The sequence below is a fragment of the Bradyrhizobium oligotrophicum genome (assembly GCF_051168495.1).
Lineage (GTDB): Bacteria > Pseudomonadota > Alphaproteobacteria > Rhizobiales > Xanthobacteraceae > Bradyrhizobium > Bradyrhizobium oligotrophicum_A.
The window spans coordinates 1-23,411 of sequence record NZ_JBNPVB010000026.1; the positions used below are offsets into that span (position 1 = coordinate 1).

The window sequence follows — 23,411 nt, forward strand, 5'->3', positions numbered from 1 at the left end:
GACTCTCCGAGGGTTCGAGTGTGGAAACCCAAACCTATCGGAAGGGCTCGCTCACCGCTCCCCCATGGAATCTACGCCGCCCTACTCCGCCGCCATCTGGCGCGGCGCGGGCGGGGGATTGGCAAGGTCGGCGGCGAGCTGGGCGTAGCGGGCCTTCGCATCGTTGACCGCCTTCTCCTTGACCGGGCCGTAGCCGCGGATGCGGTCGGGCAGCGACAAGAGCTCGACGGCGATCTCGACATTGGCCGGTGACAAGAGGCCCAGCACGGTTGCGACATCCTTCTCGTAGCCGGCGATCAGGTCGCGCTCCATCTTGCGCTCGGCGGCGTAGCCAAAGATGTCGAGCGGCGTGCCGCGCAGGCCCTTCAGCTTTGCCAGCAGCCGGAACATCTTCATCATGCCCGGCCCGAAGCTGCGCTTCTTCGGCCGGCCCTGGGCATCGACGCCGGACTTCAGAATCGGCGGTGCCAGGTTGAAGCTGATCTTGTAATCACCCTCGAACGCGTCATGCAGCTGCTTCTCGAAGCTGCCGTCAGCGAACAGACGCGCCACTTCGTATTCGTCCTTGTAGGCCAGCAGCTTGGCGTAGTTGATGGCGACCGCACGCGACAGCGCCTCGCCGTAGCCGCCCTGATTCGCGGCGTCGCGGACCTGATCGACCAGCTTGCGGTAGCGCTTGGCGAGCCGCGCGTTCTGGTAGCCGGTGAGAAAGGCCGTGCGGTGGGCGATGATCTCGTCGAGCGTCATCGCCTCCAGCGATTTCGGCGCCACCGCCTCGTCCTTGCCGGTCATCATGTCGGCGAGCCGCTCTGGGTTGACCACCGCGAGGCGGCCGAGCCGGAACGCCTCGGTATTCATCTTGACCGCAACGCCGTTGATCGCGATCGCCTTCTCGATCGCTTCCGCCGAGAGCGGCAACAAGCCCTTCTGATAGGCATACCCCATCATCATCATGTTGGTGGCGATGGAATCGCCGAGCAGCGCCTCGGCCGGCTTGGTGAAATCGAGGAAGCTCGACTCCTTGTGCAGCGCGGTTTCCAGGAGACCCGTCACCTTGCGATTCTGGAAGTTGAAGTCGCGGTTGAGCACGAAATCGGCGGTCGGGATCAGATGGCTGTTGATGACACCATGGGTGCGCGCGCTGTCGCACAGCGTGATCGTCTCCTTCGCGCCCGCCACCACCTCGTCGGCGGCGATGACGAGATCGGCGGTGCCGGTGACGATGCGCGAGCAGGTCACGTCGGCGGTGTTCTCGGAGAGACGGACGTGGCTGAGCACCGCGCCGCCCTTCTGGGCGAGGCCGGACATGTCCAGGATCATCGAGGCCTTGCCCTCGATATGCGCGGCCATGCCGAGCAGCGCGCCGATCGTCAGCACGCCGGTGCCGCCGACGCCGCCGACGGCGACATTGTAGGGCCGGTCCAGCGACGGCTTGGTCAAGGGCTCAGGCATCTCGCCGATGTCGCCGAGCTCGGCCGGCGCGCGCGAGCGCGGCTTGCCGCCGTCGATCGTGACGAAGGACGGGCAGAAGCCCTTCACGCAGGAATAGTCCTTGTTGCAGGAGGACTGGTTGATGACGCGCTTGCGCCCGAGTTCGGTCTCCAGCGGCTCGACCGAGATGCAGTTCGACTGCACCGAGCAATCGCCGCAGCCCTCGCAGACGGCCGGGTTGATGAAGACACGACGCTGCGGATCCTCCATCGTGCCGCGCTTGCGGCGGCGGCGCTTCTCGGCGGCGCAGGTCTGCACGAACACGATTGCCGACGCGCCCTTGGTCTCGCGCAGCGTCTTCATGACGTTCTCGAGCTCGTCGCGATGCGCCAGCTTGACGCCGGGCGCGATGCTGTCGGCCGGATAGGCGTCGGGATTTTCCGAGACCAGGTAGATCTCGCGGATGCCCTCGGCGTGGAGCTGGAAGGTGATCTGCTGCGGCGACAGATCGCCGTCATGGCGCTGGCCGCCGGTCATCGCGACGGCGTCGTTGTAGAGGATCTTGTAGGTGATGTTGGCCTTGGAGGCGATCGCCTGACGGATCGCGAGGCTGCCGGAGTGGAAATAGGTGCCGTCGCCGAGATTGGCGAAGATGTGCTTCTCGTCGGTGAACGGCGCGATGCCGACCCACGGCACGCCCTCGCCGCCCATATGCGTGAACGTCTCGGTATTGCGGTTCATCCACAGCGTCATGAAGTGGCAGCCGATGCCGGCCAGCGCGCGGCTGCCCTCGGGCACCTTGGTCGAGGTGTTGTGCGGACAGCCCGAGCAGAAATACGGCGTGCGCGCCACCGGCGAGATCAGCTGCATCTGCGAGGCGTCGCGGCCGTTGAACCAGTCGGCCTTGGCGCGCAGCATCGCCTTGATCTCGGGATTGAGGTCGAGCCGCAGCAGCCGCTCGGTCAGCGACGACGCGAGCGAGGCGACGGAGAGTTCGGTCGCGAACGGCAGGAAGCGCTTGTCGTGCTCGTCCATCTTGCCGACGATGCGCGGGCGGACGTCGTCCCGCCAGTTGAACAGTTCCTGCTTGACCTGGTTCTCGACGATCTCGCGCCGCTCCTCGATGATGAAGATCTCCTCGAGGCCGACCGCGAACTGCCGCACGCCTTCCGGCTCCAGCGGCCAGGGCATGCCGATCTTGTAGAGCCGCAGCCCGATCTTGGCGGCGACCTCCTCGGTGACCCCGAGTTCGCGCAGCGCCTGGCGGATGTCCTCGTAGCTCTTGCCCGACGCCATGATGCCGTAGCGGGCGTTCGGCGAGTCCATCGTGATGCGGTTGACCTTGTTGGCGCGGGCAAAGGCGATCGCGGCAAAGCCCTTGTAGTCCTGCAGCCGGCGGTCCTGGTCGAAGCGGTCGTCGGGCCAGCGCAGATTGAGACCGCCCGGCGGCATCTCGAAATCAGTGGGGATGACGAACGGCGTCATCTCGTCGTTGAGGTTGATCTCGGCGGTGGTCTCCACCGTCTCGGTGATCACCTTCATGCCGACCCAGCAGCCGGAATAGCGCGACATCGCAATCCCGAGCAGGCCCATCTCGATCATCTCGTGGATCGACGAGGGATAGAGATACGGCATCAGCGCCGACATGAAGGCATGGTCGGACTGGTGCGGCACGGTGGAGGATTTGGCACCGTGGTCGTCGCCAGCGAGGCACAGCACGCCGCCGTTCTTGGCCGAGCCGGCGGCATTGCCGTGGCGGAAGACATCGCCGCAACGGTCGACGCCGGGGCCCTTGCCATACCAGATGCCGACCACGCCGTCATACTTGCCGCCGGGCGACAGTGCGAGCTGCTGCGAGCCCCAGATCGCGGTCGCCGCGAGATCCTCGTTCACGCCGGGCTGAAACTTGATGTTGTACTGCTCGAGATGCTTGCGGGCGGAGAACAACTGCTGATCGTAGCCGCCGAGCGGCGAGCCGCGATAGCCGGAGATGAAGCCGGCGGTGTTGAGGCCGGCGGCGCGGTCGCGCCGGATCTGGGCCATCGGCAGCCGCACCAGGGCCTGGATGCCGGTCAGGAAGATGTGGCCGGTATCAGCGGTGTATTTCTGGTCGAGATTGATCTCGCTCTCGTTGATGCCCATTCCGCCCTCTTGCCGTGCTTTTTCGGGGTGCGCGCCGACCCGCTCGATGCGGGAAGCGCGCGATCTGCCAATGATTTAAGTCTGCTTTTCAAGAATGCGCATCACAAATCTCGCGGCCGCAGGGCAGCCCCGCGAAATCGCAATTTCGTGGCGGCCAATGCCTGCGGCTTTGCGGTTTGTGTCGGAAACGGCCGCCGCTGCGAAATGGGATGATAGCCAGCATGGCTTGGCGTGGCTCTCGAACAGTTACCGAATCGTTGCTGCACGACGTCCGCCCGGCGAACGATCCATTGTGCACTGCGACGTGGGTCAACCCTTGCCCTCTTCGGTGAAGACGAACCGCGGCATGTTCCATTTGTAGCGGATCGCGAGCAGCCGGAACGACAGGCCGAAGGCGAAGGTCAGCGCCGTCAGCACGCCGCTGCCGAGGCCGAGCATCAGCCCCGTCGCATAGATCAGTCCGGTCAGCAGCGACACGCTGGCGTAGAGCTCAGCGCGAAACAACAGCGGCACGTCGTTGCAGAGGATGTCGCGCAGCACACCGCCAGCGCAGCCCGTGACCATCCCGGCGACGATGACGATGCCGAACGGCACGTTCATCTGCCAGGCGATCTCGCAGCCTGCTATCGTGAACACGACGAGGCCGATGGCATCGAGCACGAGGAACGCCGTCGTCAGCCGGTGCACCAGACGCGCCATCGCGATGGTGACGAACGGCGCGAGCAAGGTCAGCAGCAGGTAGGATGGCCGCTCGACCCAGGCGAGCGGATAGTGTCCGAGCAGCACGTCGCGCAGGGTGCCGCCGCCGAGCGCGGTGATGGCGCCGAGCAGGCAGACGCCCATCCAATCCATGCTGCGACGTCCTGCCGCAAGCGCAGCGGTCATCGCCTGGGCTGCCAATGCGAGCCACGACAACAGATGCAACACGCTGTCCGTCGGCGGCAAGTTCCACATCAGGAGGGCTCCAGAAGGACAATGCGAATCATCGTGCGTGAGGAACCTTAGCGCGGCGTTCAGCCGTGCCGATCGGGATTTGCAAAGGTTTTGCGGAACGGCCCGCGGCTCCCCTTGTTGTCAGACGACAATCACGACGAGGAGGATGAGATGGCCAACGAACGGCTTCCCAACGAACGTTATCCCGACGGCATGAACCGTCCTGACATGTCCACACATCCCGACAGCACCGGCGCCGGAATGACCGGAACGGAGTACGAGCGCACGCCGCCATTGGACAGCCGCCTGCAGCCGGATCTCGAGCCGACGACCGCGCCATCCTCGACCGGCCGCATCGCGGCCTATGCCCTGGGCATTGCGCTGCTGCTGGGCGCCGTGTTCTACGGGCTGAACAACATGTCGGTGCGCAACGATCAGGCGACCACGACGCCGACGTCGCAATCCGCGTCCAACCCCAACGGTAGCACGTCCAACAGTTCGCCCGGCGTGACCACCGGTGCCGCGGGTGATCGGACGACGCCGCCGGCCGCCCCGAACGGCCCAACCAACAACGCCAAGTAATTTCACGGCCGGCAACCGAGTATCGCCGTCAGGTGGCGGGTGAGCGATCACCCGCCATGTTTTTTTCAATTATAGGGATTGATCCTCATTTCGAGTCGAAAGAGCAGACTGGGAACCTTTCCGTGGAACCATAACGTCGCGAGCCGATTGGCTCACCAGTGTTGCCACGAAAAGGAGGCATCTGATGAAGGCTCTCTCCATCGCTCTCGTAGCGGCAGCAAGCACATTGGGAGTGACCGCCGCTTCGGCTGCTCCCGTCTCGCCGAACGTCTCGATGGTCCCGCAACGGGACGTTCAGAACGTTCGCATGATGTGCAACGAGGACGGCCGATGCTGGCGCGAGCGCCGCGAACGCCGTGTCATCATCGAGGGCGAAGGTCGCGGCCCGCGCGACCGCTACATCGAGCGGCGCGGCTACGAAGACCGCGGCGGCGTCGGCATCCGTGCGCCCGGCGTGAGCGTGGGTATCGGAACGGGCCGCTACTGAGCGGTTAAAGCGCATTCTCCTGAAAAGCCGCGGCATCGTCCGCGGCTTTTTTTCGCTGCTACACGCGACCGAGGGTTCAACCGACCGGGCCGCGCTCGGCAATCTCATCCAAAAACCTTGTTGAGCTCACCGCCGGGATAGCCGCCGGCCAACTCGGCGAAGGTGCCCTGCTCGGCCATCTCCTTGGCGGCCCGCATGAAGCCCGCCCAAGCCATCCGCGCCAGCGATCCACCGACGCTGATGCGGCGGACGCCGAGTTCGGCTGCTTGCGCCAGCGAGAGACCGGAGGCACCGATCAGCAGGTTGACCGGCTTGGGAGCCACCGCTTTCACCACTGCCGCGATCTCCTCGGTCGTCTTGATCCCCGGCGCGTAGAGGCAATCCGCGCCAGCCTCGGCATAGGCCGCAAGACGCTCGGTCACGAGAGCGAGGTCGGGCTTGCCCCAGAGAAACGCCTCGCAGCGGCCGGTGAGCAGCACATCACCGCCGGTCGCATCGATCGCCTGCCGTGCCGCGCGGATTCGCGCGACGGCAAGCCCCTGCTCATACAGCGGGTCCGCTTTGTCGCCGGTCGAATCCTCGATCGATAGCCCCGCCACGCCGGTTGCGACCGCGCGCGTGACATTCGCCGCGACACCTTCCGGCGCATCGGCGAAGCCGCCCTCGAAATCGGCATTGACCGGAATATCGACGGCAGCGCACAGCGCCGTCAGATGACCCAGCACCTCATCCAGTTCGACCCTGGTGTCCGCCTTGCCGACCGACCAGGCGAAGCCGGCGCTGGTCGAGGCGATCGCCTTGAAGCCGAGTTGTTGCAGCATCTTCGCCGTGCCGACGTCGAACGGGTTGGGCAGCACGAAGCAGCCCGTCTCGTGCAGCCTGCGAAATGCCGCGCGCTTGTCCGCAATCGTCACCGTCATGTCATCCTCCCATGCGTCTTTCGTTGCACCAGCATAAGGGGATGATCATTGCGCCGCCACGAGCTTGCGCAAGAATGTTCGCTCTTCGCCCAGAATGAATCTGTGCTCCTCCGCCAACGCGAAGTTCGCACGTCCCTCCGCATCCGCGCGCAAGGCCGCGCGGTAGCGCTCGTAAGCCGCAAGACTGTCGAAGGAAATCAGGCCATGGGCGACGTCGTTGGTGCCCTCATGCGGCATGAAATAACCGATCAGGTCGCCGCCACAACGGGGAATGATCGATTGCCACCTTTGCGAGTAAATCTCGAACAACTCGCGCTTGAAGGCGTCGATGCGATAGCGGATGAAGACGGTGATGGCCATGACAACCTCTCGTTTATTTGATATCGTTGGTTCTAGCCGCTTGCCCGACGGGAATGCTTCGGTTAGCATCGAAGTATGAAATCAGGCCCAGACATTGCGATGGTGGCCGCGCTGGTCGGCGATCCCGCCCGCGCCAACATGCTGACCGCCCTGCTGTCCGGCCGCGCGCTGACCGCGACCGAACTCGCCCAGGAGGCGGGCGTAACGCCGCAGACCGCGAGCTCGCATCTTTCCAAGCTCGAAGGCGGCGGCCTGGTCGAGCCGGAGAAACAGGGCCGCCATCGCTACTACCGGCTCGCCGATCCCGACGTCGCCGACGTCCTGGAGAAGCTCGCCGGCCTGGCCGAACGAGCCGGCCACATGCGCGTGCGCACCGGCCCGAAGGAGCCGGAGCTGCGCCGCGCGCGGATCTGCTACGACCATCTCGCCGGCGACCTCGGCGTACAGATGCTCGACGGCATGGTCCGGCAGAAGCTGGTGCGCCGGCGCAAGCAGGAGATCATCCTCACCGAGAGTGGTGAACACTTCCTGGCGCGGCATTTGCGGATTTCGCCGGAGATGCTGGCTCATCCGCGCCGCCCGGTGTGCAAGGCCTGCCTCGACTGGAGCGCACGGCGGCATCACCTGGCGGGCACGCTGGGCGCGGCCCTGATGAAGCGCTTCACCGAACTGAAATGGGCGGCGCGCGACCCGGCGCCCGGCAGCCGCGTGGTGAATTTCAGCCGCGCCGGCGAGAAGCATTTCGCAGCTCTGTTCGGGCCCGCCGGCGAGTGACGATCACGCGTGGTTTATCGCAACACCGTGTTGTTGTGTTGCGACCCAAGTGAACGCATGCGACGGCGAGACGGTTGACGACCACCCCGGTCGTGCGTCCGTCCCGGAGTTTGAATGTTCCGTTTTCCCGTCGCGATTCCCGTCGCACTCTGCACTGTCCTGCTCGCCCTCACGCCGGCCGCCGCCACGGCGGCGGATGCGCCGCGCGAGCCCTATGGCATCAATCTCGAGGGCTTGTCCTATCCCTATCCCGTCGGCCTGCTGCCGCTGGTCAATGACGGCGAGCAGCTGCGCATGGCCTACATGGACGTGGCGCCGGCGCAGCCGAACGGCCGCACCGTGCTGCTGCTGCACGGCCGCAACTTCCCCTCGAGCTACTGGGCGCCGGTCATCAAGACGCTCACCGGCGCCGGCTTCCGCGTCGTCGTGCCCGACCAGATCGGCTTCGGCAAATCATCCAAGCCGTCCGGCGAATTGCATTTCGACACGCTGGCGCGCAACACGATGGCGCTGCTCGATCACCTCGGCATCGCCAAAGCCGATGTCGTGGCGCATTCGATGGGCGGCATGCTCGCCGTCCGCATCGCCCGCGCCGCTCCCGACCGCGTCGCACATCTCGTGCTGACCGCCCCCATCGGACTGGAGGACTACCGCTTCTACGTCCCGCCGATCCCCTCCGACAAGATCATCGAGAGCGAGGACCGGCTCACCGCGGACGGCTATCGCAAGCAGTTGGAGACCAACTACGCACTGAAGCTGCCGCCCGAGCAGGTGACGCCGTTCATCGATGCCCGCTTCAACCTCAAAGACAGCGCCGACTATCCGCGCTGGCTGCGCGCCTTCGTCAGTTCCTACCAGATGATCTATCGCGAACCCGTCGTGCACGAGATCCCGCTGCTGACGCAGCCGACGCTGTTCATCATGGGCGCCGACGATCACAATGCGCCGGGACGGCCGAATGCGCCGGACGCCCTGAAAGCGAAGATGGGCCAGAACGCGGAGCTTGCGAGGACTCTCGCCGGTCGAATGCGCGATGGGCGCACCGAGGTGATCGCCAATGCGGGCCACCTCGTCTTCCTCGAGGCACCCGACAGATACGACGCGCTGCTGCTGGACTTCCTGGGCAAGTAATCGAGACCGGCAGGGGCAGAGCGAAGCCTCCGTCCCTGCCGGCATGCGTCGAGGTTTACCGGTTGCGGAAGCAGCGCTTGCCGTAGGGGCCGGTGTGCCAGCCCGGAGGACAATTGTAGAGCGGCCGACAGGCGCCGCGGGGACCGCGGTGGAAGCCGGGACCGCAACCTTGCGCCACCAGAATGATCTCCGCAGACGAAGCGCCCTGCACGACCGCCGGCATGACAGGTGCGAGCGGCGCAGCCTGTGCAGTTGGAAGGCTGAACAGGCCGAGACCGAGTGCAATAGCAGAAGCAGCAAGCATCTTCATCGCAATATCCGTCCTCTCAATGCATCGCAGCGCGACATTTCAACGATCGTGTGGCGGTGATTTCACGCACATGCCGCCGTGGATCACCAATAGTGACGGCGGTGCCAACGACGGCGCCAGTGCCGGTGATGATGACGCCAACCCCAATGGCGGCGATGCCGGCCCCAATGATGGCCGTGGCCATGATGATGGCCATGGTGATGTCCGTGATGCCCCCAGCGCACCTGCTCCGGAGCGAGCCGATCGGCCTCGTCCTGAGAGCCGATCGCGCGCTCGATGTTCGGATCCGTTGCTGAAGGCATGGCGTCGTTCAACGGTGATGGCGCGAGCGGCGCGGCAACGGCGGCCGCGGTGCGGACCACCGCGCCCGCAGCGGCTACGCAGCCGAGTCCCAACGCCAGCTTGAGAAAGTTCCGTCGTTCCATTGCGCCTCTCCGTGATCGATGAGTCAGAGCATGGAGAAGTATTGGGCGTATCACCTGAACGTGAGCTGAACTGCAGGCGCGATGGCGTCGCCACGCTTTCGTCACCATTAGTCCGAGGCGCGGTTCAGCCCTCGACCGTCTGCGCCAGAACGAAGCTCTCGCGCGTCCGGGTGACCTCGGGCCAGTCGCGATTGAAATCGGCGATCAGCCCGCTTCATCTCATCGCCGCCGACAGCGCGCTCCATCGCGGCGACGTCGTCGAACTGATACATCGCTGATGCACAGCAGGATCGGCGAGGCTCCACACGCGCCACGCCTTGCGGACGCCGAAGCTTGCGATCGCATCGGGCAAATGAACGTCGCGATACCACCGATCGAACGCCTCGCGCCGCGAGGGATCGGCGACGATGGCGCGCACGACGAAGAGGGCTGACGGCATGAGATCCTCCGGACAGTGTCCGGAAGCTTACCTGCAACTCTCCCTCAACGAAATCCCGCAGCCAGCGATACCACCTGCCCGTCGAGCCCGTTGAAGCCGTGATGACCGCGCGCCTGGCACGGATCGCCCTGCTCTTCGCCGCCGGACAGCCACTTGACGCGCGCGCGGCCGCCCGACCACTTGATGAAGGGATCGACGCCCGCCGGCAGCGTGAACTTGCAGCCGTCATTGGTGTGATGAATGACCAGGGTCCGCGGCAGCGCCGAGGGCGAGCCGAGAATCGACATCACGTTGGACGAACTGCCGGACTCCGGGCTCAGAAAGCCCGAGGTCAGCACCAGCGCATCCGGCCGCGCGCCGCGAGCGATCCCTTCCGCCGCGCGCAACGTGCCTCGGCTGGTGCCGATCACCGTCACGGGCCGTTTGATCGCGGCCATGGTGTCGACCGCAGCCTTCAGGTCGGTGTTGGTGTCCGCCACCATCACCGCCAAACCGCGCGCCGCATAGGCGTTGCGCGTGCGCACCAGCTGGTTGCCCAGCAGGCCGTGGATGTCGCCGTGATCACCGACGTTGATCGCCCCATCGCCGCCCGGCAGCAGGATGACGCTGGCGCGCACCGCGGCCGGCCGGATCAGCGCCACCCGAGAGCCGCCGACCGAAATGGTCTCGTCGGCAGCCACCGCGGCGGTCGCGGCGACCAGTAGCAGCGTTGCGAGGCAGAGACGGCGGACCGGGAAACGAAGGCCGCGCGAAGTCTTGGTCGTCGAAGTCTTGGTCGTCGAGATCTTGGTCGTCGAGATCTTGGTCGTTGAAGTCTTGATCGTTGAAGTCTTGGTCATTGAAACCTCCCAACGCCGACTCGCTCGGCTGTCGAGAGCATATTGAAATACAACGAGGCCCGGAGTGCCTAGGAGTCCGGGCCTCGTCACCTTGCGACCTCGCGCGCGCGAAGCCGTTCGGTATCTGCTTCAGCTATTGGATTGCATTCGTTTTGGCGTTGACATGGCGCAAACCATTGCACCCTCAAATCGCAATCTCAGTATGACGACGGGTACCCTCAATAGCAGCGCGTGATGGTAACGGTATGCTCGCCGCCGCGGCGACCGGGCACCGTGACGCTCTGCACCGGACAGCTCGACACATAAGGCCGGTCGGACGGAACCACGTTCGGCGGATAGCGGTGCGCCCAGTCCCAGGGCACGTCGTAGGTATAGGTGTAACGCACGTCGGCCGAGGTCCGCTCCGGGATCTGCTGCGGCACGGGCTCGCCGGGGCCGCCATAGGCAAAAGCGCCGGCGGCCGGGAGGTAGGAACGATAGCCAAGACGGTGATGGCGAATGAAGGGCCGCGCGCCGGGCGCGGGCGCAACGACCGCACTCGGGCCTGCGGGAGCGGCGGCCACTGCGGCACCGGACCCAGCCGATGCGGGCCCGGCGGAGAGCATCAGCGCGGCAGCCCCTGCGCAGGCGACCAAAATTCCGGACGTCCGAAATGCCGATGTTCGATCAGTCATGATACGCAACCCACCTCTGCTCGCCCACCCGCCTACCTATTAAAGCTAGGCCAGCGGCCCAGTTCCCGCAAACCCATCCTTAAAGATTAGTTAAGCCGTAAGCTTAACGCCAGCGCCGGCGGAAGTGCCAGATTGCCGCGGCGGCCGGCCCCGATGCCGGCGCTCGTCCTCTCACAGTGGCAGGTTGTCGTGCTTCTTGGCCGGCATCTCCATCTTCTTGTCGCGCAGCATCGCCAGCGCCCGCACGATGCGGCGGCGGGTGGAGTGCGGCATGATGACGTCGTCGATATAGCCGCGCTCGGCGGCGATGAACGGCGACAGGAAGCGGTCCTCATATTCCTTGGTGCGCGCGGCGATCTTCTCCGGGTCCGCCATGTCGGCGCGGAAGATGATCTCGACCGCGCCCTTGGCGCCCATGACCGCGATCTGCGCCGTCGGCCAGGCGTAGTTCATGTCGGCGCCGATCTCCTTGGAAGCCATGACGTCGAAGGCGCCACCATAGGCCTTGCGCGTGATGACGGTGACGAGCGGCACGGTGCACTGCGAATACGCGAACAAGAGCTTGGCGCCGTGCTTGATCAGCCCGCCATATTCCTGCGCGGTGCCCGGCAGGAAGCCCGGCACGTCGACGAAGGTGACGATCGGGATGTTGAAGGCATCGCAGAACCGGACGAAGCGCGCCGCCTTGCGCGAGGCATCCGAGTCGAGCACGCCGGCCAGCACCATCGGCTGATTGGCGACGAAGCCGACGGTGCGGCCGGCGATGCGGCCGAAGCCGGTGACGATGTTCTTGGCGAAGCCTTCCGCGATCTCGAAGAAGTCGCCCTCGTCGACGACCTTCAGGATCAGCTCCTTCATGTCGTAGGGCTTGTTCGGATTGTCGGGGATCAACGTGTCGAGCGACATGTCGACGCGCTCGATGTCGTCGAAGCTCGGCCATTCCGGCACGCCGTCGGTGTTGTTCGACGGCAGGAAGTCGATCAGCCGGCGCATCTGCAGCAAGGTCTCGACGTCGTTGTCGAACGCGCCGTCGGCGATCGAGGAGCGCGTCGCATGCACCGAGGCGCCGCCGAGCTCTTCCGCCGTGACGACCTCATTGGTGACGGTCTTCACGACATCCGGGCCGGTCACGAACATGTAGCTGGTGTTCTTCACCATGAAGATGAAGTCGGTCATGGCCGGCGAATAGACGTCGCCGCCGGCGCAGGGGCCCATGATGACCGAGATCTGCGGGATCACGCCCGACGCCAGCACGTTGCGGCGGAAGACGTAGGAATAACCTGCCAGCGCCGCGACGCCTTCCTGGATGCGGGCGCCGCCGGCGTCATAGAGACCGATGATCGGCGCGCGCGCCTTCATCGCCATGTCCTGCAGCTTGGTGATCTTGAGCGCGTGGGTTTCGGACAGCGAGCCGCCGAACACGGTGAAATCCTTGGCGAAGACGAAGGTCTTGCGGCCGTTGACGGTGCCCCAGCCGGTGACGACGCCGTCGCCGGGGATTTTGTTCTTTTCCATCCCGAACTCGGTCGAGCGGTGCTCGACGAACATGTCGAACTCCTCGAACGAGCCCTTGTCGAGCAGCAGCTCGATGCGCTCGCGGGCGGTCAGCTTGCCGCGCGCATGCTGCGCCTCGATGCGCTTCTCGCCGCCGCCGAGCTTGGCGCCCGCACGCCGTTCTTCGAGGGTGTCCAGGATGTCCTTCATGCGCTTCCCGCCCGTTCCGTCTCTCGTGACCGTTGGCGGCCTTCTAACACGGCTGTTTCGCAACGGAAAAGCCGCTTTCGGCCCCGATCGGCAGTCCTCCCACACCTCGGAATTGGCTGGAGAATCATGGATTTGGTCATGTTTCCGGCGTCCCTATCCCTCTTGCGAAACGACCCGCCCCGACCGATGGTGCGCACCATCAGCTTCATTCCCAAGGGATTCGTGATGTCCATCGACACCAGCGCCGCCACCGACCGCCTGATGCGTCTTCTTGCCGTGGAGGGCGTCAGCGGACGGGAGAAGGCGATCGGGCGCGAGCTCACGGCGGCGCTGAAGCAGGCAGGCGTGCCGGCCAAGGCGATGCGGCTCGACGACGCCAACACGCGCATTCCGCTGCCGACCGAGACCGGCAACCTCATCGTCGACCTGCCCGGCCGCGGCACCAAGCACAACCAGCCGCGGCTCATGTTCATGACCCACATGGACACGGTGCCGCTGTGCGCCGGCGCGCAGCCGAAGATCTCCGGCCGCAAGATCGTCAACCAGGCCAAGACCGCGCTCGGCGGCGACAACCGCTGCGGCTGCGGCATCCTCGTGACCTTGGCGGCCGAGCTGACCCGACTGAAGCTCGATCATCCGCCGATCACGCTGCTGTTCTGCGTGCGCGAGGAGACCGGGCTGTGGGGCGCGCGCCACGTCAGGACCGACGACCTCGGCAACCCCGAGATGGCCTTCAACTTCGACGGCAGCTCCGCCTCGGGCGTCACCATCGGCGCGGTCGGCGCCGATCGCTGGCAGGTCGAGATCTTCGGCCGCGCCTCGCATGCCGGCGTCGCGCCCGAACGCGGCATCAGCGCGACCATGATCCTGGCGCTCGCCCTGGCCGAGGTGAAGGCCGGCGGCTGGTTCGGCAAGGTGGTGAAGGGCAAGGGCAAGGACGCCAGACAGGGCACCAGCAATGTCGGCCCGGTCACCGGCGGCGAGGGCCGCCCTGCGGGCGACGCCACCAACGTCGTCACCGACTACGTCCATGTCCGCGGCGAGAGCCGCAGCCACGATGCCAAGTTCGTCCGTGAGATCACCAAGGCCTACAAGGCGGCGTTCGAGACTGCCGCCAAGCGCGTCACCAACAGCGACGGCAAATCGGGGCGCGTCAAGTTCACGGCCGAAACCGACTATCACCCGTTCCGGATGAAAGAGACCCTGCCCGTCGTCAAGCGCGCCACCGCCGCCGTCTCCGACATCGGCGCGACGCCGACCTTGCGCGCCGGCAATGGCGGGCTGGATGCGAACTGGATGGTCCGCCACGGCGTCCCGACCGTGACCTTCGGCACCGGCCAGAACGAGCCGCACACGATCGACGAGTGGATCAGCCTCGACGAATATGACCGCGCCTGCGCGCTCGCGCTGCGGTTGGCGACGATGGGGTGAGTGCGCCGAGTCCGTGAGGCTGAAGACCTGCTCGTTGCCGTGGCCCGTTCGCGCGCGATGACGGGATGACAGGCCTGTCGGTCGTCTGAACGGGTCAAGCTGCAAAGACATGAATTCGCGATCTCGCGGCGGATGGCACCCGAGTCTCGTTGTCAGTTGACCTCTCCTTCGAAGAAGAGGCGCAGGGAAGACCGGGTATCGACTGATACAAGCGGTCCGCGTGCAGCAAATAAGCACGCGGCAGAACCACAGGTTCAGCCCAATATCCGGCCTTCCCTGCGCGACGGTTTTGCGGGTTATGGGCGCTCTCCCCGGGGATCGGCTGTCTTGCCCCCGTCACCAGCGGATCATCATCACCACCGGCTTGGCATCAGCACCGCGATGCCAGGACCACACCACTTCACCGTCGCATCGCTCCGTTCGTCGGCGCGGGCTTTGACACCCGGCTGCAGAGCAACACGCCCATCGCTTCCCCTGCTCGACGCTCGTGACGATCGCGAAACGTCCCTCTTCAGCGAGCCGGGATGCGCTGAAATGTGGAGGTGATTTGCCCGACGGTGCAAGGGATTAGTTTGCGACAAACTGGCACGACGGGCAGTTCGTGCATGTGCGGCATGCAGGAATTGCCCGTCGTGCAGATGGTCATGCCGACGATGGGCGGCGGAGCCTGCGACAGCAAGCGCACCGTGATCGGCTCCCGGCCAAATGAACCAAATTCCCCATCCTGGGTTTATGTCCCAACTACCATGGCCCATCTCGTTCAGTGGAGGAGCGATCCATGACCGTACGCAAATTCGCCGTGACCGATGCGTCGTTCGAGCGTTCGCCCGGACAGGATGGCGAGGTGTTCGCGGCCAATGTCGTCGACCAGCGTCACGGCGCACCGATCAGCATCGGCTTTGGCCGCTATGGGCCGAACCAGAGCCTCGTCGAGACGATCGCGGTCGACGATGTCATGGTGGTCCTCCAGGAACAATTGTCGGTCTCGGCAGAAGGCAGCACGGTCACGGCGAGCCCGGGCGAACTCGTCCACATGCCCAAGGGCTCCGAGATCACCATTCGCTCGCATGATGAAGGCGCAGTGACGGCCTACGTGACATATCCGCATTGGCAGGACGAGCGGTGATGGTGAGACGGACGCGGTCTTCGGCGCGATGACACCCTGCTGAAGATGAAGCCGCCAAAGTAGTTCGCCACGAACGGGCTCGACCGGCCGTTCGTGCTGCGCGGCATGCAAGGATTACTCGTCGTGCAGCGAACATGCGGCAGCGCCCGCAATGTGCGCCCGCACACCGCATTTTGTCGGATTCCCGACACCAACTTTTCTTGACCCTCGCGTGACGCGCTCCTAGTTTCCGTCCCCGCTTGAAGCTTCAATCAACAAACTCATATGGGCGGACGCGATGGTTCGGGAATTCGAGTACAAGGGGGAAGTGTTTCGGGTGACGGCACATGGCATCCATGGCCATGAAGAGATCTTCATCGTCCACATCGAGGACGGCGTCGAAGGCGATGAGATCTCGATCGACCGCATGACCGAGGAGAACGACACCAGCGCACCGCTGGAGGACATCATCGTCATGCTGTGCGACAAGCTGATTCCGGAGGCCGGCATCGTCTGCCGCGAGCCCGGCGGCGCGTTCGCCTGGCGTGAAGGCAAGGTCGTCTACCAGGTTCACGACGGCGTGCAGGAGTTCAACCGCGGCTGACCCATGGCGCGAACTTAAGGCCCGGACTTGAGACCCGGACTTAAAGCCTCGACTCTCAAGGCCTCGACTCAAGGTCCGGCGCGCCGTGCAGCGGGGCCACCGTCAGATGCGCTGCTGCACCGACGCGGCTTGGAGATCCTGCTCGCAGCGGCAAGTTTTCTGCGCCTTTTCTTGCAGGATCTGCGAGACCATCCGCTCCGTCCCCGTCAGCCCGGTCAGGATCGTCGCGCCGACGGCCATGCCCGATCGCAATCCGGCGGGCACTGGCACCGCCATCAGGTCGATCTTCAGCGCGATCCGATCTTCGCCGTTGGGCGAGCCTGACACCGCATCGATCCATTCGGCATCCGCGACATGTCCGTAGAGCCGCACGGCCGGCAGGCTCGGCACGTCGATCGCGACCGCCTGTCCGATCGCGACATAGGTGATCTCGGAGACCGAGAGGGCCGCGATGACGCGGGGCTCGCCCGGCGTGACCACCGCCATCAGCGGCCGATCTGCCGTTACCACATCCCCGACGTGGAGACCGCTGGCGGCCACGACGCCGGCGACGGGAGCGACGACGTCGTTCAGCGCGACCGTCGCGGCGCGCTCGTCCCGGTGCTCGATCCGCGCGAGAACCTGTCCCGCAACGATCTCCTGATTGTCGGTCACGAGCAGATCCCTGACCAGGCCGGGAACCGCCGACCTGACCGGCACTTCGTTCAGTCTGACATAGGCATCATCCGTGTGAACGAGATATTGGCCGACGGTCACATACTCGACCAGCCACGGCAGCGCGACGAGCATTCCGATCATCAGGCTGAGGCCGACGAGCGACCACAGCGCGCGCCGTGCGGACGCGGCGCGCGGGTTCGCCGGGAGATGCTCCTCATGCAGAATGCCCGGCCGGGATCCGCCCGGCGTTTGCTGTTCATCCACCGTTCGTTCGCTCCTCACGACCACGGCATCGGGCGCACTGCCGCCGCGACGGCATCCTCGTGACGTGAGGGTTGCGCCCATCGGATGCTCGTGACGCCGATGTGGCGGCTCGCGGGCCGTTCGATAATGGCGCCTGGACCGAATTGGGTGTTCAGCTTCTCGAAACAATGCCCGTCGACGACGCCCCCGCGGCCGGCCACATGCCGGCAGCAGCACGAAGGGCGCAGCCATGGTCTGGCGCGCGTCCTGGCCGGATTGGACGCCGACGTCGCTGCCGAGCGGCGCTACGCCGACACCTGCCGTGCGTTGGACCAGGCGCGACGCGCCGCACGGGAACTCCCGTAGAACTACTGTCTGAGCCGTTTGGGCCAGACATCCTGCATCGCCGCCAAGCATCCTGCGTGGACTGGCAGCGATGTCTGCTGCGATCGAGGACGTTTCCAGCACGAACATCGACAGCGTGTTCTCAGTCCGTTTTCGACGTCCCACAGATCGGATCCTGCAATGTCGACGGAGTTTACTGCCCCGCTTCGGCTCCGGCGCATCGCGCCGCCGCTCGCCGATCCCGTTCCGCATCTCGCCTGCGACCAATGCGGCTCAGACATGACCCATCTCGGCGACCTGCCCGCCGTGCTGGGCGCCGCGGCCGTCCGCGTCTTCCGCTGCTACTCCTGCAACATCATCGCTTCGATCGGCTGGTAAGACGTCGCGGCTCGCGCGCGTCGGTCTCGTGAAAATCACCCGGCGTTCCCCGCGTTTCAAACCACGGTCCCGAACAGTTTTCCGATGCCCGCGGTGAGCGCCAGCGCGAGCGCGCCCCAGAATGTCACGCGCACGGTGGCGCGCAGAATGTTCGCCCCGCCCGCCTTGGCGCCGATCGCTCCGAGCACTGCAAGAAAGGCGAGCGAAGCCGCGGCAACGATCGGGACCAGTGCATTGGCGGGCGACACGATGACCATCAGCAAGGGCATGGCGGCCCCGACTGAAAACATCAGAGCCGAAGTCAGCGCAGCCTGGATCGGCCGCGCTGCGGTGATCTCCGAGATTCCCAATTCGTCGCGCGCATGGGCCGTCAACGCGTCCTTCGCCATCAGCTGCCCCGCCACCTGCCGCGCGAGAGGCTCGTCGACTCCCCGCTTGACATAGATCTCGGCCAATTCGTCGAGCTCGAAGGCTGGGTTGTCGCTCAGTTCCTTGCGCTCCCGCGCCAGATCGGCCTGCTCCGTATCCGACTGCGAGCTGACCGAAACATATTCACCGGCCGCCATCGACATCGCTCCGGCGACCAGGCCCGCGACACCGGCGATCAGGACGTCGTTTCGCGTCGCGGCCGCCGCTGCCACGCCGACGATCAGGCTGGCGGTCGAAATGATTCCGTCATTGGCGCCGAGAACGGCCGCCCTGAGCCATCCGATCCGGGCAACCAGATGGTTCTCGGGATGGGCGCGAAGGCGGCTCATGTGTTTCTCCTGATCCCGCCCTGGAGCTTCGTCGCGGCCACAATACCGTGAAGATCGAATTTGAGCATCGGTTCGATTCCTTGATCATGCGGGCGGCGACTGCCGCGAGAAGAGGCTCGGCCGGATGCGGCAGGACACGCATCCCGCCGTCCTTTGACATCGGTATCGAGTACGACGGTCGCATCCTTGCGATCTGTAACGCTCTCATATGACTCGATCCACCGGCTGCGCCGCCGGCACGATCTCCGGCCGACATCCCTGCGGATTGCAGCATCGCCCCGGATGTCAGGCGTCGGTAAGCTTCCCCACGTTCTATTGCCGGCCTTCGTGGCGGCGGACAGATGCCAGCATTGAAACAAGAGGAACCTTTGAACCAGGACATCGGAGAGAGCCGCGTGACACTCGCGGTTGCGGACAAGCGGGATCTATTGGACTTCAAGCGCGAGTTGCAGCAGGCCTTTTCGGCCGGCATGGTCGAGGCGTTCGGCGCGGCTCCGGACGAACCGATCCCGTCCGACGAAGACATCGAGGAGTCGGTCAATGCGACGGGCGCAGCGATCCATCATGTTCTGCTCGACGGGTCCGTCGTCGGCGGCGCCATCCTGACGATCGATCCCGTCACCCACCGCAATTCGCTCGATCTGTTCTACATCTCGACAAGGCAGCATGGCCGCGGACTCGGGCAGTTGGCCTGGAGAGCGATCGAGGCCCGATATCCCGAAACGAGGGTTTGGGAAACGCACACCCCGTATTTCGAGAAGCGCAACATTCACTTCTATGTCAACAAGTGCGGCTTCAAGATCGTCGAATATTACAGCGTCCGTCATCCGCTTCCGCATCGGCCTCCGCCGGAGAGCATGCCCGGAGACGGCGACTTCTTTCGGTTCGAGAAGATCATGCGGGATGAGCGTTGACCCCTCACGTCCCGCCGACCTTGCCGTCACGGCGACCGGCGTTCGCGTCCATGCCTCTCCGCGCCGTCATTGCCCGGGCTCGAAGATCGGGCGGAGCCGGGAACTCCGAGCGGGAACAGCGGTTCTAGTACGGGGGACCTGACGTTTGCTTTTGTACCGCCGCTGGCGCTTCGAACAAGGTCAGGTCCATCACCGCAATTGATCATGCGTTTGCTGCCATTCCCAGGCTCTGACGTTCGTAAGCAGTTCTCGGCAGAGCTGACACCGGAAACATCCCGCCGATCACGGCGCACATCACTGGAGGCCTGACATGTCAACCAAAACAGCTCTGCTCGGCCGCACGGCCGCAATCGTTTCATTGACCGCACTCGCGATCGGCGCCTTGACCCCGACCAGTGCCGACGCGCGAAATGGGCGCTGGCACGGCGGCGGTGGCGCTGCGGTGGGCGCGGCGCTCGCGGCAGGTGCCATCGGCACCGGACTTGCGATCGCCGCAAGCCGCGACGCCTATGATTATTATGATGGTCCGGTCTATGGCGGTCCGGCGTACTACCAGGCTCCCTCCTACTACGGGCCGAATCCCCACGCCTATGGCTACTATCGCAAGGGCGAATACCCCTACCAGATCTACGGCGGCGAAAGCCCGAACGCGGCTTGCGCGCAAGGGACGACCTGGAATTGCCGCTGAGGCCGCTCTGATCGAAACCTCGACGCGACGCCGGGCGAGTTCTCCCAACGCTCGCCCGGCGTGTCTTTCATCCGCACGGTGCATCGCCTCGACGAAAGTGTCGAGCGGCAGCGCGCGCACCGCGACTCCTTCATCGCATTGCGAGCTACGATCCGATGCGTCCGACCTCGCCAACCAGGCGAAGATCAATGCTGCCGATCAGGTCCGAGCGCAAAGTTTCAGCCGCAGCCATCTCCGCCACGGTCTGTCGCAACGTACTGACGTTCGATCCGAGCGAAACGATGCCCCCCAGCATCGCCGCGATCGCACCAAGGGGCGCGATCGCACTGGACCCGAGCAGGCCCAGCACTGCACCGAGCAGCAATCCGACGCCGCCGAAGATCACCACCTTCGAGGCCAGGATGAACTTTCGACACCGCTCGGCCACTTCGGCAAGTTCCTCGATCCGCGCCTCGATCCGGGCGATCTGTCCGCTCCGGTCGTCGTCATCCATCACACGCGCAGTCCTCCGCGATATCAGCGCCATCGGCATGTCCTGAACCGACGCGGTCCACGATCATGCCCGTCGCATGGCGCGCGAGCCTACGACGCCGCCATCGGCCCGGCAACCATCCGCGGCGTGACATGGCCGTGCACGCCCCCGACACATCGGGCGTCCACGCGATCGGTGCAGCGGCTTGCCCGTCACATCATCCGCCGGTTCATGCCGTCCATGAAAGCAGTCCACGGCAGCACGATAACACGTCGTGGCAACCGCACTGTCACTGAGATTATCGTGTCTCACTTGAGGGGTGCAGTCCAGCACTGTCACCGTAATGATGCCACCGTAATGATGCCGCTCACCTCATGCGGACCCATACGCCCTTCCCGGCTGAGGATTTCACGGCGGCATCGATGAACTTTACGCCTGCGAGGCCGTCCTCGACGGTCGGGAACAGGACGGCGGGATCGGGTTTCCCGCCGGCGCGCGCCGCGTGGATGGCGCGGGCGGCCTCGGCGTAGATCGTTGCGAAGCCTTCGAGGTAGCCCTCGGGGTGGCCTGAGGGAATGCGCGTGACGCGGGCCGCCGCGCCGATGGCGCCGGCGCCGCCGCGGGTCAGGAGCTGCTTGGGCCGGCCATGCGGCGTGAACCAGAGCTGGTTCGGATTCTCCTGGGCCCATTCGAGTCCGCCCTTGCTGCCATAGATCCGCAGCGTGAGGCCATTCTCGTTGCCGACCGCGACCTGGCTCGCCCAGAGCATGCCCTTGGCGCCGCCCTTCCACTTCAGCAGGATCTGGACATCATCATCGAGGCGCCGTCCCTCGACGAAGGTCGAGAGCTCGGCGAGCAGCTCGTCGAGCTCGAGCCCGCTGACGAAGCAGGCCAGATTGTAGGCATGCGTGCCGATATCGCCGATGCAGCCGCCGGCGCCGGAGCGGGCCGGATCCGTGCGCCACGCCGCCTGCTTCTGGTTGCTCGTCTCCAGCCGCTCGGTCAGCCAGTCCTGAAGATATTCGGCCTGCACCAGCCTGATGTCGCCGAGCTCGCCGTTTGCGACCATGGCCCTCGCCTGTCGCACCATCGGATAGCCGGTGTAGTTGTGCGTCACGACGAACACCCTGCCCGTCGCCTTCACCAGCGCCACCAGCTCCTCGGCGTCGGCCACGGTCGTCGTCAGCGGCTTGTCGCAGATGACGTGGATGCCCGCCTGGAGGAAAGCCTTCGCGATCGGCGCATGCATGTGGTTGGGCGTGACGATCGCAACCGCCTCGATGCCATCAGCCCGCGCCGCTTCGGCCTTCGCCATCTCCTCGAAGGAGCCATAGGCGCGATCGGAGGCCAAGCCAAGCTCCTTCGCCGAGGCCATTGCGCGACCCGGATCGGACGCCAGCGCACCGGCCACCAGCTCGAACTGGTCGTCGATGCGTGCCGCGATGCGATGGACCGCACCGATGAAGGCGCCCTGTCCGCCGCCGACCATTCCGAGCCGGATGCGGGCCTGCCGACCGGCTTCGTTGCTTGCCTCGATCGCCATTTCCGGTCTCCGCTCAGGACAGGCCCAGCATCTTGCGGTTGGCCATGTCGTCGGCGCCCGAGCCGGCGAAATCGTCGAACGCCTTCTCGGTCACGCGAATGATATGGCTTTTGATGAACTCCGCGCCCTCCTGCGCGCCCTGTTCGGGATGCTTGATCGCACATTCCCATTCGAGCACCGCCCAGCTCGCATAGTCATATTGCGTGAGCTTCGAGAAGATCGCGCCGAAATCGACCTGGCCGTCGCCGAGCGAGCGGAAGCGGCCGGCGCGGTCGACCCAGCTCTGAAACCCGCCATAGACGCCCTGGCGCCCGGTCGGATTGAACTCGGCGTCCTTGACGTGGAAGGCCTTGATGCGCTGGTGATAGATGTCGATGTAGGCGAGGTAGTCGAGCTGCTGAAGCACGAAATGCGAGGGATCGTAGAGCAGATTTGCCCGCCTGTGATTGTTCACCCGCTGCAGGAACATCTCGTAAGAAACGCCGTCGTGCAGGTCCTCGCCCGGGTGGATTTCATAGGCGAGATCGACGCCGTTCTCGTCCGCATGATCGAGAATCGGCCGCCAACGCCTCGCGAGTTCGTCGAACGCCGCCTCGATCAGCCCGGGCGGCCGCTGCGGCCACGGATAGATGTAGGGCCAGGCCAGCGCACCGGAGAAGGTCGCATGCGCGGTGAGCCCGAGGCGCCTGGACGCCACGATCGCGCGCTTGACCTGGTCGACGGCCCAGCTGGTGCGCGCAGTTGGATTGCCGCGCACCTCGGGCGCGGCAAAACCGTCGAACGCCGCATCATAGGCCGGGTGAACGGCCACGAGCTGGCCCTGCAGATGGGTCGAGAGCTCGGTGATTTCCAGTCCATGGCGCGCCGCGATGCCCTTGATCTCATCGGCATAGTCCTGCGACTCCGAGGCCTTGTGGAGGTCGAACAGCCTGCCATCCCAGGTCGGGATCTGAACGCCCTCGTAACCGAGCGAGGCCGCCCATTCGCAGATCTTGTCGAACGAGTTGAACGGCGCCGTATCCGCAGCGAACTGCGCCAGGAAGAGTCCCGGCCCCTTGATCATCCTCATCGCATGCTCCCTCTTCCGTGGATTGGCTTGCTGGACGTGCTTAACAGGCCCGG

24 protein-coding genes and 1 pseudogene are annotated in these 23,411 nt (G+C 65.2%); 10 read left to right on the forward strand and 15 right to left on the reverse strand.

What is annotated here, in order from left to right; translation table 11 throughout:
• Nucleotides 1-81: 81 nt before the first annotated feature.
• Both ACQR1B_RS32260 and ACQR1B_RS32265 read right to left on the reverse strand, forming a co-directional pair.
• Nucleotides 82-3,573 (reverse strand): indolepyruvate ferredoxin oxidoreductase family protein, encoded by a 3,492-nt coding sequence (locus tag ACQR1B_RS32260; RefSeq protein ID WP_434836897.1) that lies wholly within the window; start codon nucleotides 3,571-3,573, stop codon nucleotides 82-84.
• A gap of 309 nt (nucleotides 3,574-3,882) precedes the next feature.
• Nucleotides 3,883-4,527, reverse strand: a complete 645-nt coding sequence (locus ACQR1B_RS32265; RefSeq protein ID WP_434836896.1) for a trimeric intracellular cation channel family protein — start codon at nucleotides 4,525-4,527, stop codon at nucleotides 3,883-3,885.
• Between the two features lie 150 nt (nucleotides 4,528-4,677).
• Between ACQR1B_RS32265 and ACQR1B_RS32270 the strand changes: the two genes are divergently transcribed.
• Together ACQR1B_RS32270 and ACQR1B_RS32275 are read left to right on the forward strand one after the other, a co-directional pair.
• Entirely contained in the window at nucleotides 4,678-5,088 is a 411-nt protein-coding gene (locus tag ACQR1B_RS32270; protein ID WP_434836895.1) for a hypothetical protein, read from the forward strand.
• 184 nt (nucleotides 5,089-5,272) lie between these two features.
• Entirely contained in the window at nucleotides 5,273-5,575 is a 303-nt protein-coding gene (locus ACQR1B_RS32275) for a hypothetical protein (protein WP_434836894.1), read from the forward strand.
• A 104-nt stretch (nucleotides 5,576-5,679) separates the two neighbouring features.
• Here ACQR1B_RS32275 and ACQR1B_RS32280 read toward each other — a convergent pair whose 3' ends face one another.
• Complete coding sequence (locus ACQR1B_RS32280) at nucleotides 5,680-6,495, reverse strand: isocitrate lyase/PEP mutase family protein (protein ID WP_434836893.1); 816 nt, start codon at nucleotides 6,493-6,495, stop codon at nucleotides 5,680-5,682.
• Nucleotides 6,496-6,540: 45 nt separating this feature from the next.
• Nucleotides 6,541-6,855, reverse strand: a complete 315-nt coding sequence (locus tag ACQR1B_RS32285; protein ID WP_434836892.1) for an NIPSNAP family protein — start codon at nucleotides 6,853-6,855, stop codon at nucleotides 6,541-6,543.
• A 75-nt stretch (nucleotides 6,856-6,930) separates the two neighbouring features.
• On the opposite strand from ACQR1B_RS32285, the gene ACQR1B_RS32290 reads away from it, so the two are divergent.
• Nucleotides 6,931-7,629, forward strand: coding sequence for an ArsR/SmtB family transcription factor (locus ACQR1B_RS32290; protein ID WP_434836891.1), 699 nt, complete (start codon nucleotides 6,931-6,933; stop codon nucleotides 7,627-7,629).
• Between the two features lie 114 nt (nucleotides 7,630-7,743).
• A complete protein-coding gene (locus ACQR1B_RS32295) occupies nucleotides 7,744-8,760 on the forward strand; it encodes an alpha/beta fold hydrolase (RefSeq protein ID WP_434836890.1) in 1,017 nt (338 codons plus the stop codon).
• A gap of 55 nt (nucleotides 8,761-8,815) precedes the next feature.
• Here ACQR1B_RS32295 and ACQR1B_RS32300 read toward each other — a convergent pair whose 3' ends face one another.
• The 6 genes and pseudogenes from ACQR1B_RS32300 to ACQR1B_RS32325 all read right to left on the reverse strand — a co-directional run bounded on the left by ACQR1B_RS32300 (nucleotide 8,816) and on the right by ACQR1B_RS32325 (nucleotide 13,151).
• Complete coding sequence (locus ACQR1B_RS32300; protein WP_434836889.1) at nucleotides 8,816-9,070, reverse strand: GCG_CRPN prefix-to-repeats domain-containing protein; 255 nt, start codon at nucleotides 9,068-9,070, stop codon at nucleotides 8,816-8,818.
• A gap of 83 nt (nucleotides 9,071-9,153) precedes the next feature.
• Complete coding sequence (locus tag ACQR1B_RS32305; RefSeq protein WP_434836888.1) at nucleotides 9,154-9,495, reverse strand: hypothetical protein; 342 nt, start codon at nucleotides 9,493-9,495, stop codon at nucleotides 9,154-9,156.
• A gap of 124 nt (nucleotides 9,496-9,619) precedes the next feature.
• Nucleotides 9,620-9,934: pseudogene (locus tag ACQR1B_RS32310) on the reverse strand (hypothetical protein).
• A gap of 44 nt (nucleotides 9,935-9,978) precedes the next feature.
• Complete coding sequence (locus ACQR1B_RS32315) at nucleotides 9,979-10,773, reverse strand: alpha/beta hydrolase (protein ID WP_434836887.1); 795 nt, start codon at nucleotides 10,771-10,773, stop codon at nucleotides 9,979-9,981.
• Between the two features lie 218 nt (nucleotides 10,774-10,991).
• Nucleotides 10,992-11,447, reverse strand: coding sequence for a hypothetical protein (locus ACQR1B_RS32320; protein ID WP_434836886.1), 456 nt, complete (start codon nucleotides 11,445-11,447; stop codon nucleotides 10,992-10,994).
• Nucleotides 11,448-11,618: 171 nt separating this feature from the next.
• Nucleotides 11,619-13,151, reverse strand: coding sequence for an acyl-CoA carboxylase subunit beta (locus ACQR1B_RS32325; protein ID WP_434836885.1), 1,533 nt, complete (start codon nucleotides 13,149-13,151; stop codon nucleotides 11,619-11,621).
• Between the two features lie 225 nt (nucleotides 13,152-13,376).
• Between ACQR1B_RS32325 and ACQR1B_RS32330 the strand changes: the two genes are divergently transcribed.
• From ACQR1B_RS32330 to ACQR1B_RS32340, 3 genes are all read left to right on the forward strand, one after another.
• Nucleotides 13,377-14,582, forward strand: coding sequence for a M20/M25/M40 family metallo-hydrolase (locus ACQR1B_RS32330; RefSeq protein WP_434836884.1), 1,206 nt, complete (start codon nucleotides 13,377-13,379; stop codon nucleotides 14,580-14,582).
• A gap of 778 nt (nucleotides 14,583-15,360) precedes the next feature.
• Nucleotides 15,361-15,708, forward strand: coding sequence for an ethanolamine utilization protein (locus tag ACQR1B_RS32335; protein WP_434836883.1), 348 nt, complete (start codon nucleotides 15,361-15,363; stop codon nucleotides 15,706-15,708).
• A gap of 277 nt (nucleotides 15,709-15,985) precedes the next feature.
• Nucleotides 15,986-16,291: a hypothetical protein gene (locus tag ACQR1B_RS32340; RefSeq protein ID WP_434836882.1), complete on the forward strand. Its 306-nt coding sequence runs from the start codon at nucleotides 15,986-15,988 to the stop codon at nucleotides 16,289-16,291.
• Nucleotides 16,292-16,393: 102 nt separating this feature from the next.
• Here ACQR1B_RS32340 and ACQR1B_RS32345 read toward each other — a convergent pair whose 3' ends face one another.
• Nucleotides 16,394-17,665 carry an HlyD family efflux transporter periplasmic adaptor subunit gene (locus ACQR1B_RS32345; RefSeq protein WP_434836881.1) on the reverse strand — a complete coding sequence of 424 codons (1,272 nt, stop codon included), beginning with the start codon at nucleotides 17,663-17,665 and terminating at the stop codon, nucleotides 16,394-16,396.
• Between the two features lie 51 nt (nucleotides 17,666-17,716).
• Here ACQR1B_RS32345 and ACQR1B_RS32350 point away from each other — a divergent pair, with 51 nt between their 5' ends.
• Entirely contained in the window at nucleotides 17,717-17,914 is a 198-nt protein-coding gene (locus ACQR1B_RS32350) for a hypothetical protein (protein WP_434836880.1), read from the forward strand.
• 56 nt (nucleotides 17,915-17,970) lie between these two features.
• On the opposite strand, the gene ACQR1B_RS32355 is transcribed toward ACQR1B_RS32350, so the two are convergent.
• Nucleotides 17,971-18,672, reverse strand: a complete 702-nt coding sequence (locus ACQR1B_RS32355) for a VIT1/CCC1 transporter family protein (protein WP_434836879.1) — start codon at nucleotides 18,670-18,672, stop codon at nucleotides 17,971-17,973.
• Between the two features lie 341 nt (nucleotides 18,673-19,013).
• On the opposite strand from ACQR1B_RS32355, the gene ACQR1B_RS32360 reads away from it, so the two are divergent.
• A complete protein-coding gene (locus ACQR1B_RS32360; protein ID WP_434836878.1) occupies nucleotides 19,014-19,586 on the forward strand; it encodes a GNAT family N-acetyltransferase in 573 nt (190 codons plus the stop codon).
• 310 nt (nucleotides 19,587-19,896) lie between these two features.
• Complete coding sequence (locus ACQR1B_RS32365; protein WP_434836877.1) at nucleotides 19,897-20,274, forward strand: hypothetical protein; 378 nt, start codon at nucleotides 19,897-19,899, stop codon at nucleotides 20,272-20,274.
• Nucleotides 20,275-20,419: 145 nt separating this feature from the next.
• Here ACQR1B_RS32365 and ACQR1B_RS32370 read toward each other — a convergent pair whose 3' ends face one another.
• The 3 genes from ACQR1B_RS32370 to ACQR1B_RS32380 form a co-directional block, all read right to left on the reverse strand.
• Nucleotides 20,420-20,767 carry a hypothetical protein gene (locus ACQR1B_RS32370; protein ID WP_434836876.1) on the reverse strand — a complete coding sequence of 116 codons (348 nt, stop codon included), beginning with the start codon at nucleotides 20,765-20,767 and terminating at the stop codon, nucleotides 20,420-20,422.
• Nucleotides 20,768-21,113: 346 nt separating this feature from the next.
• Complete coding sequence (locus ACQR1B_RS32375; RefSeq protein WP_434836875.1) at nucleotides 21,114-22,289, reverse strand: Gfo/Idh/MocA family protein; 1,176 nt, start codon at nucleotides 22,287-22,289, stop codon at nucleotides 21,114-21,116.
• A gap of 13 nt (nucleotides 22,290-22,302) precedes the next feature.
• A complete protein-coding gene (locus ACQR1B_RS32380; protein ID WP_434836874.1) occupies nucleotides 22,303-23,358 on the reverse strand; it encodes a sugar phosphate isomerase/epimerase family protein in 1,056 nt (351 codons plus the stop codon).
• Between the last annotated feature and the right edge of the window lie 53 nt (nucleotides 23,359-23,411).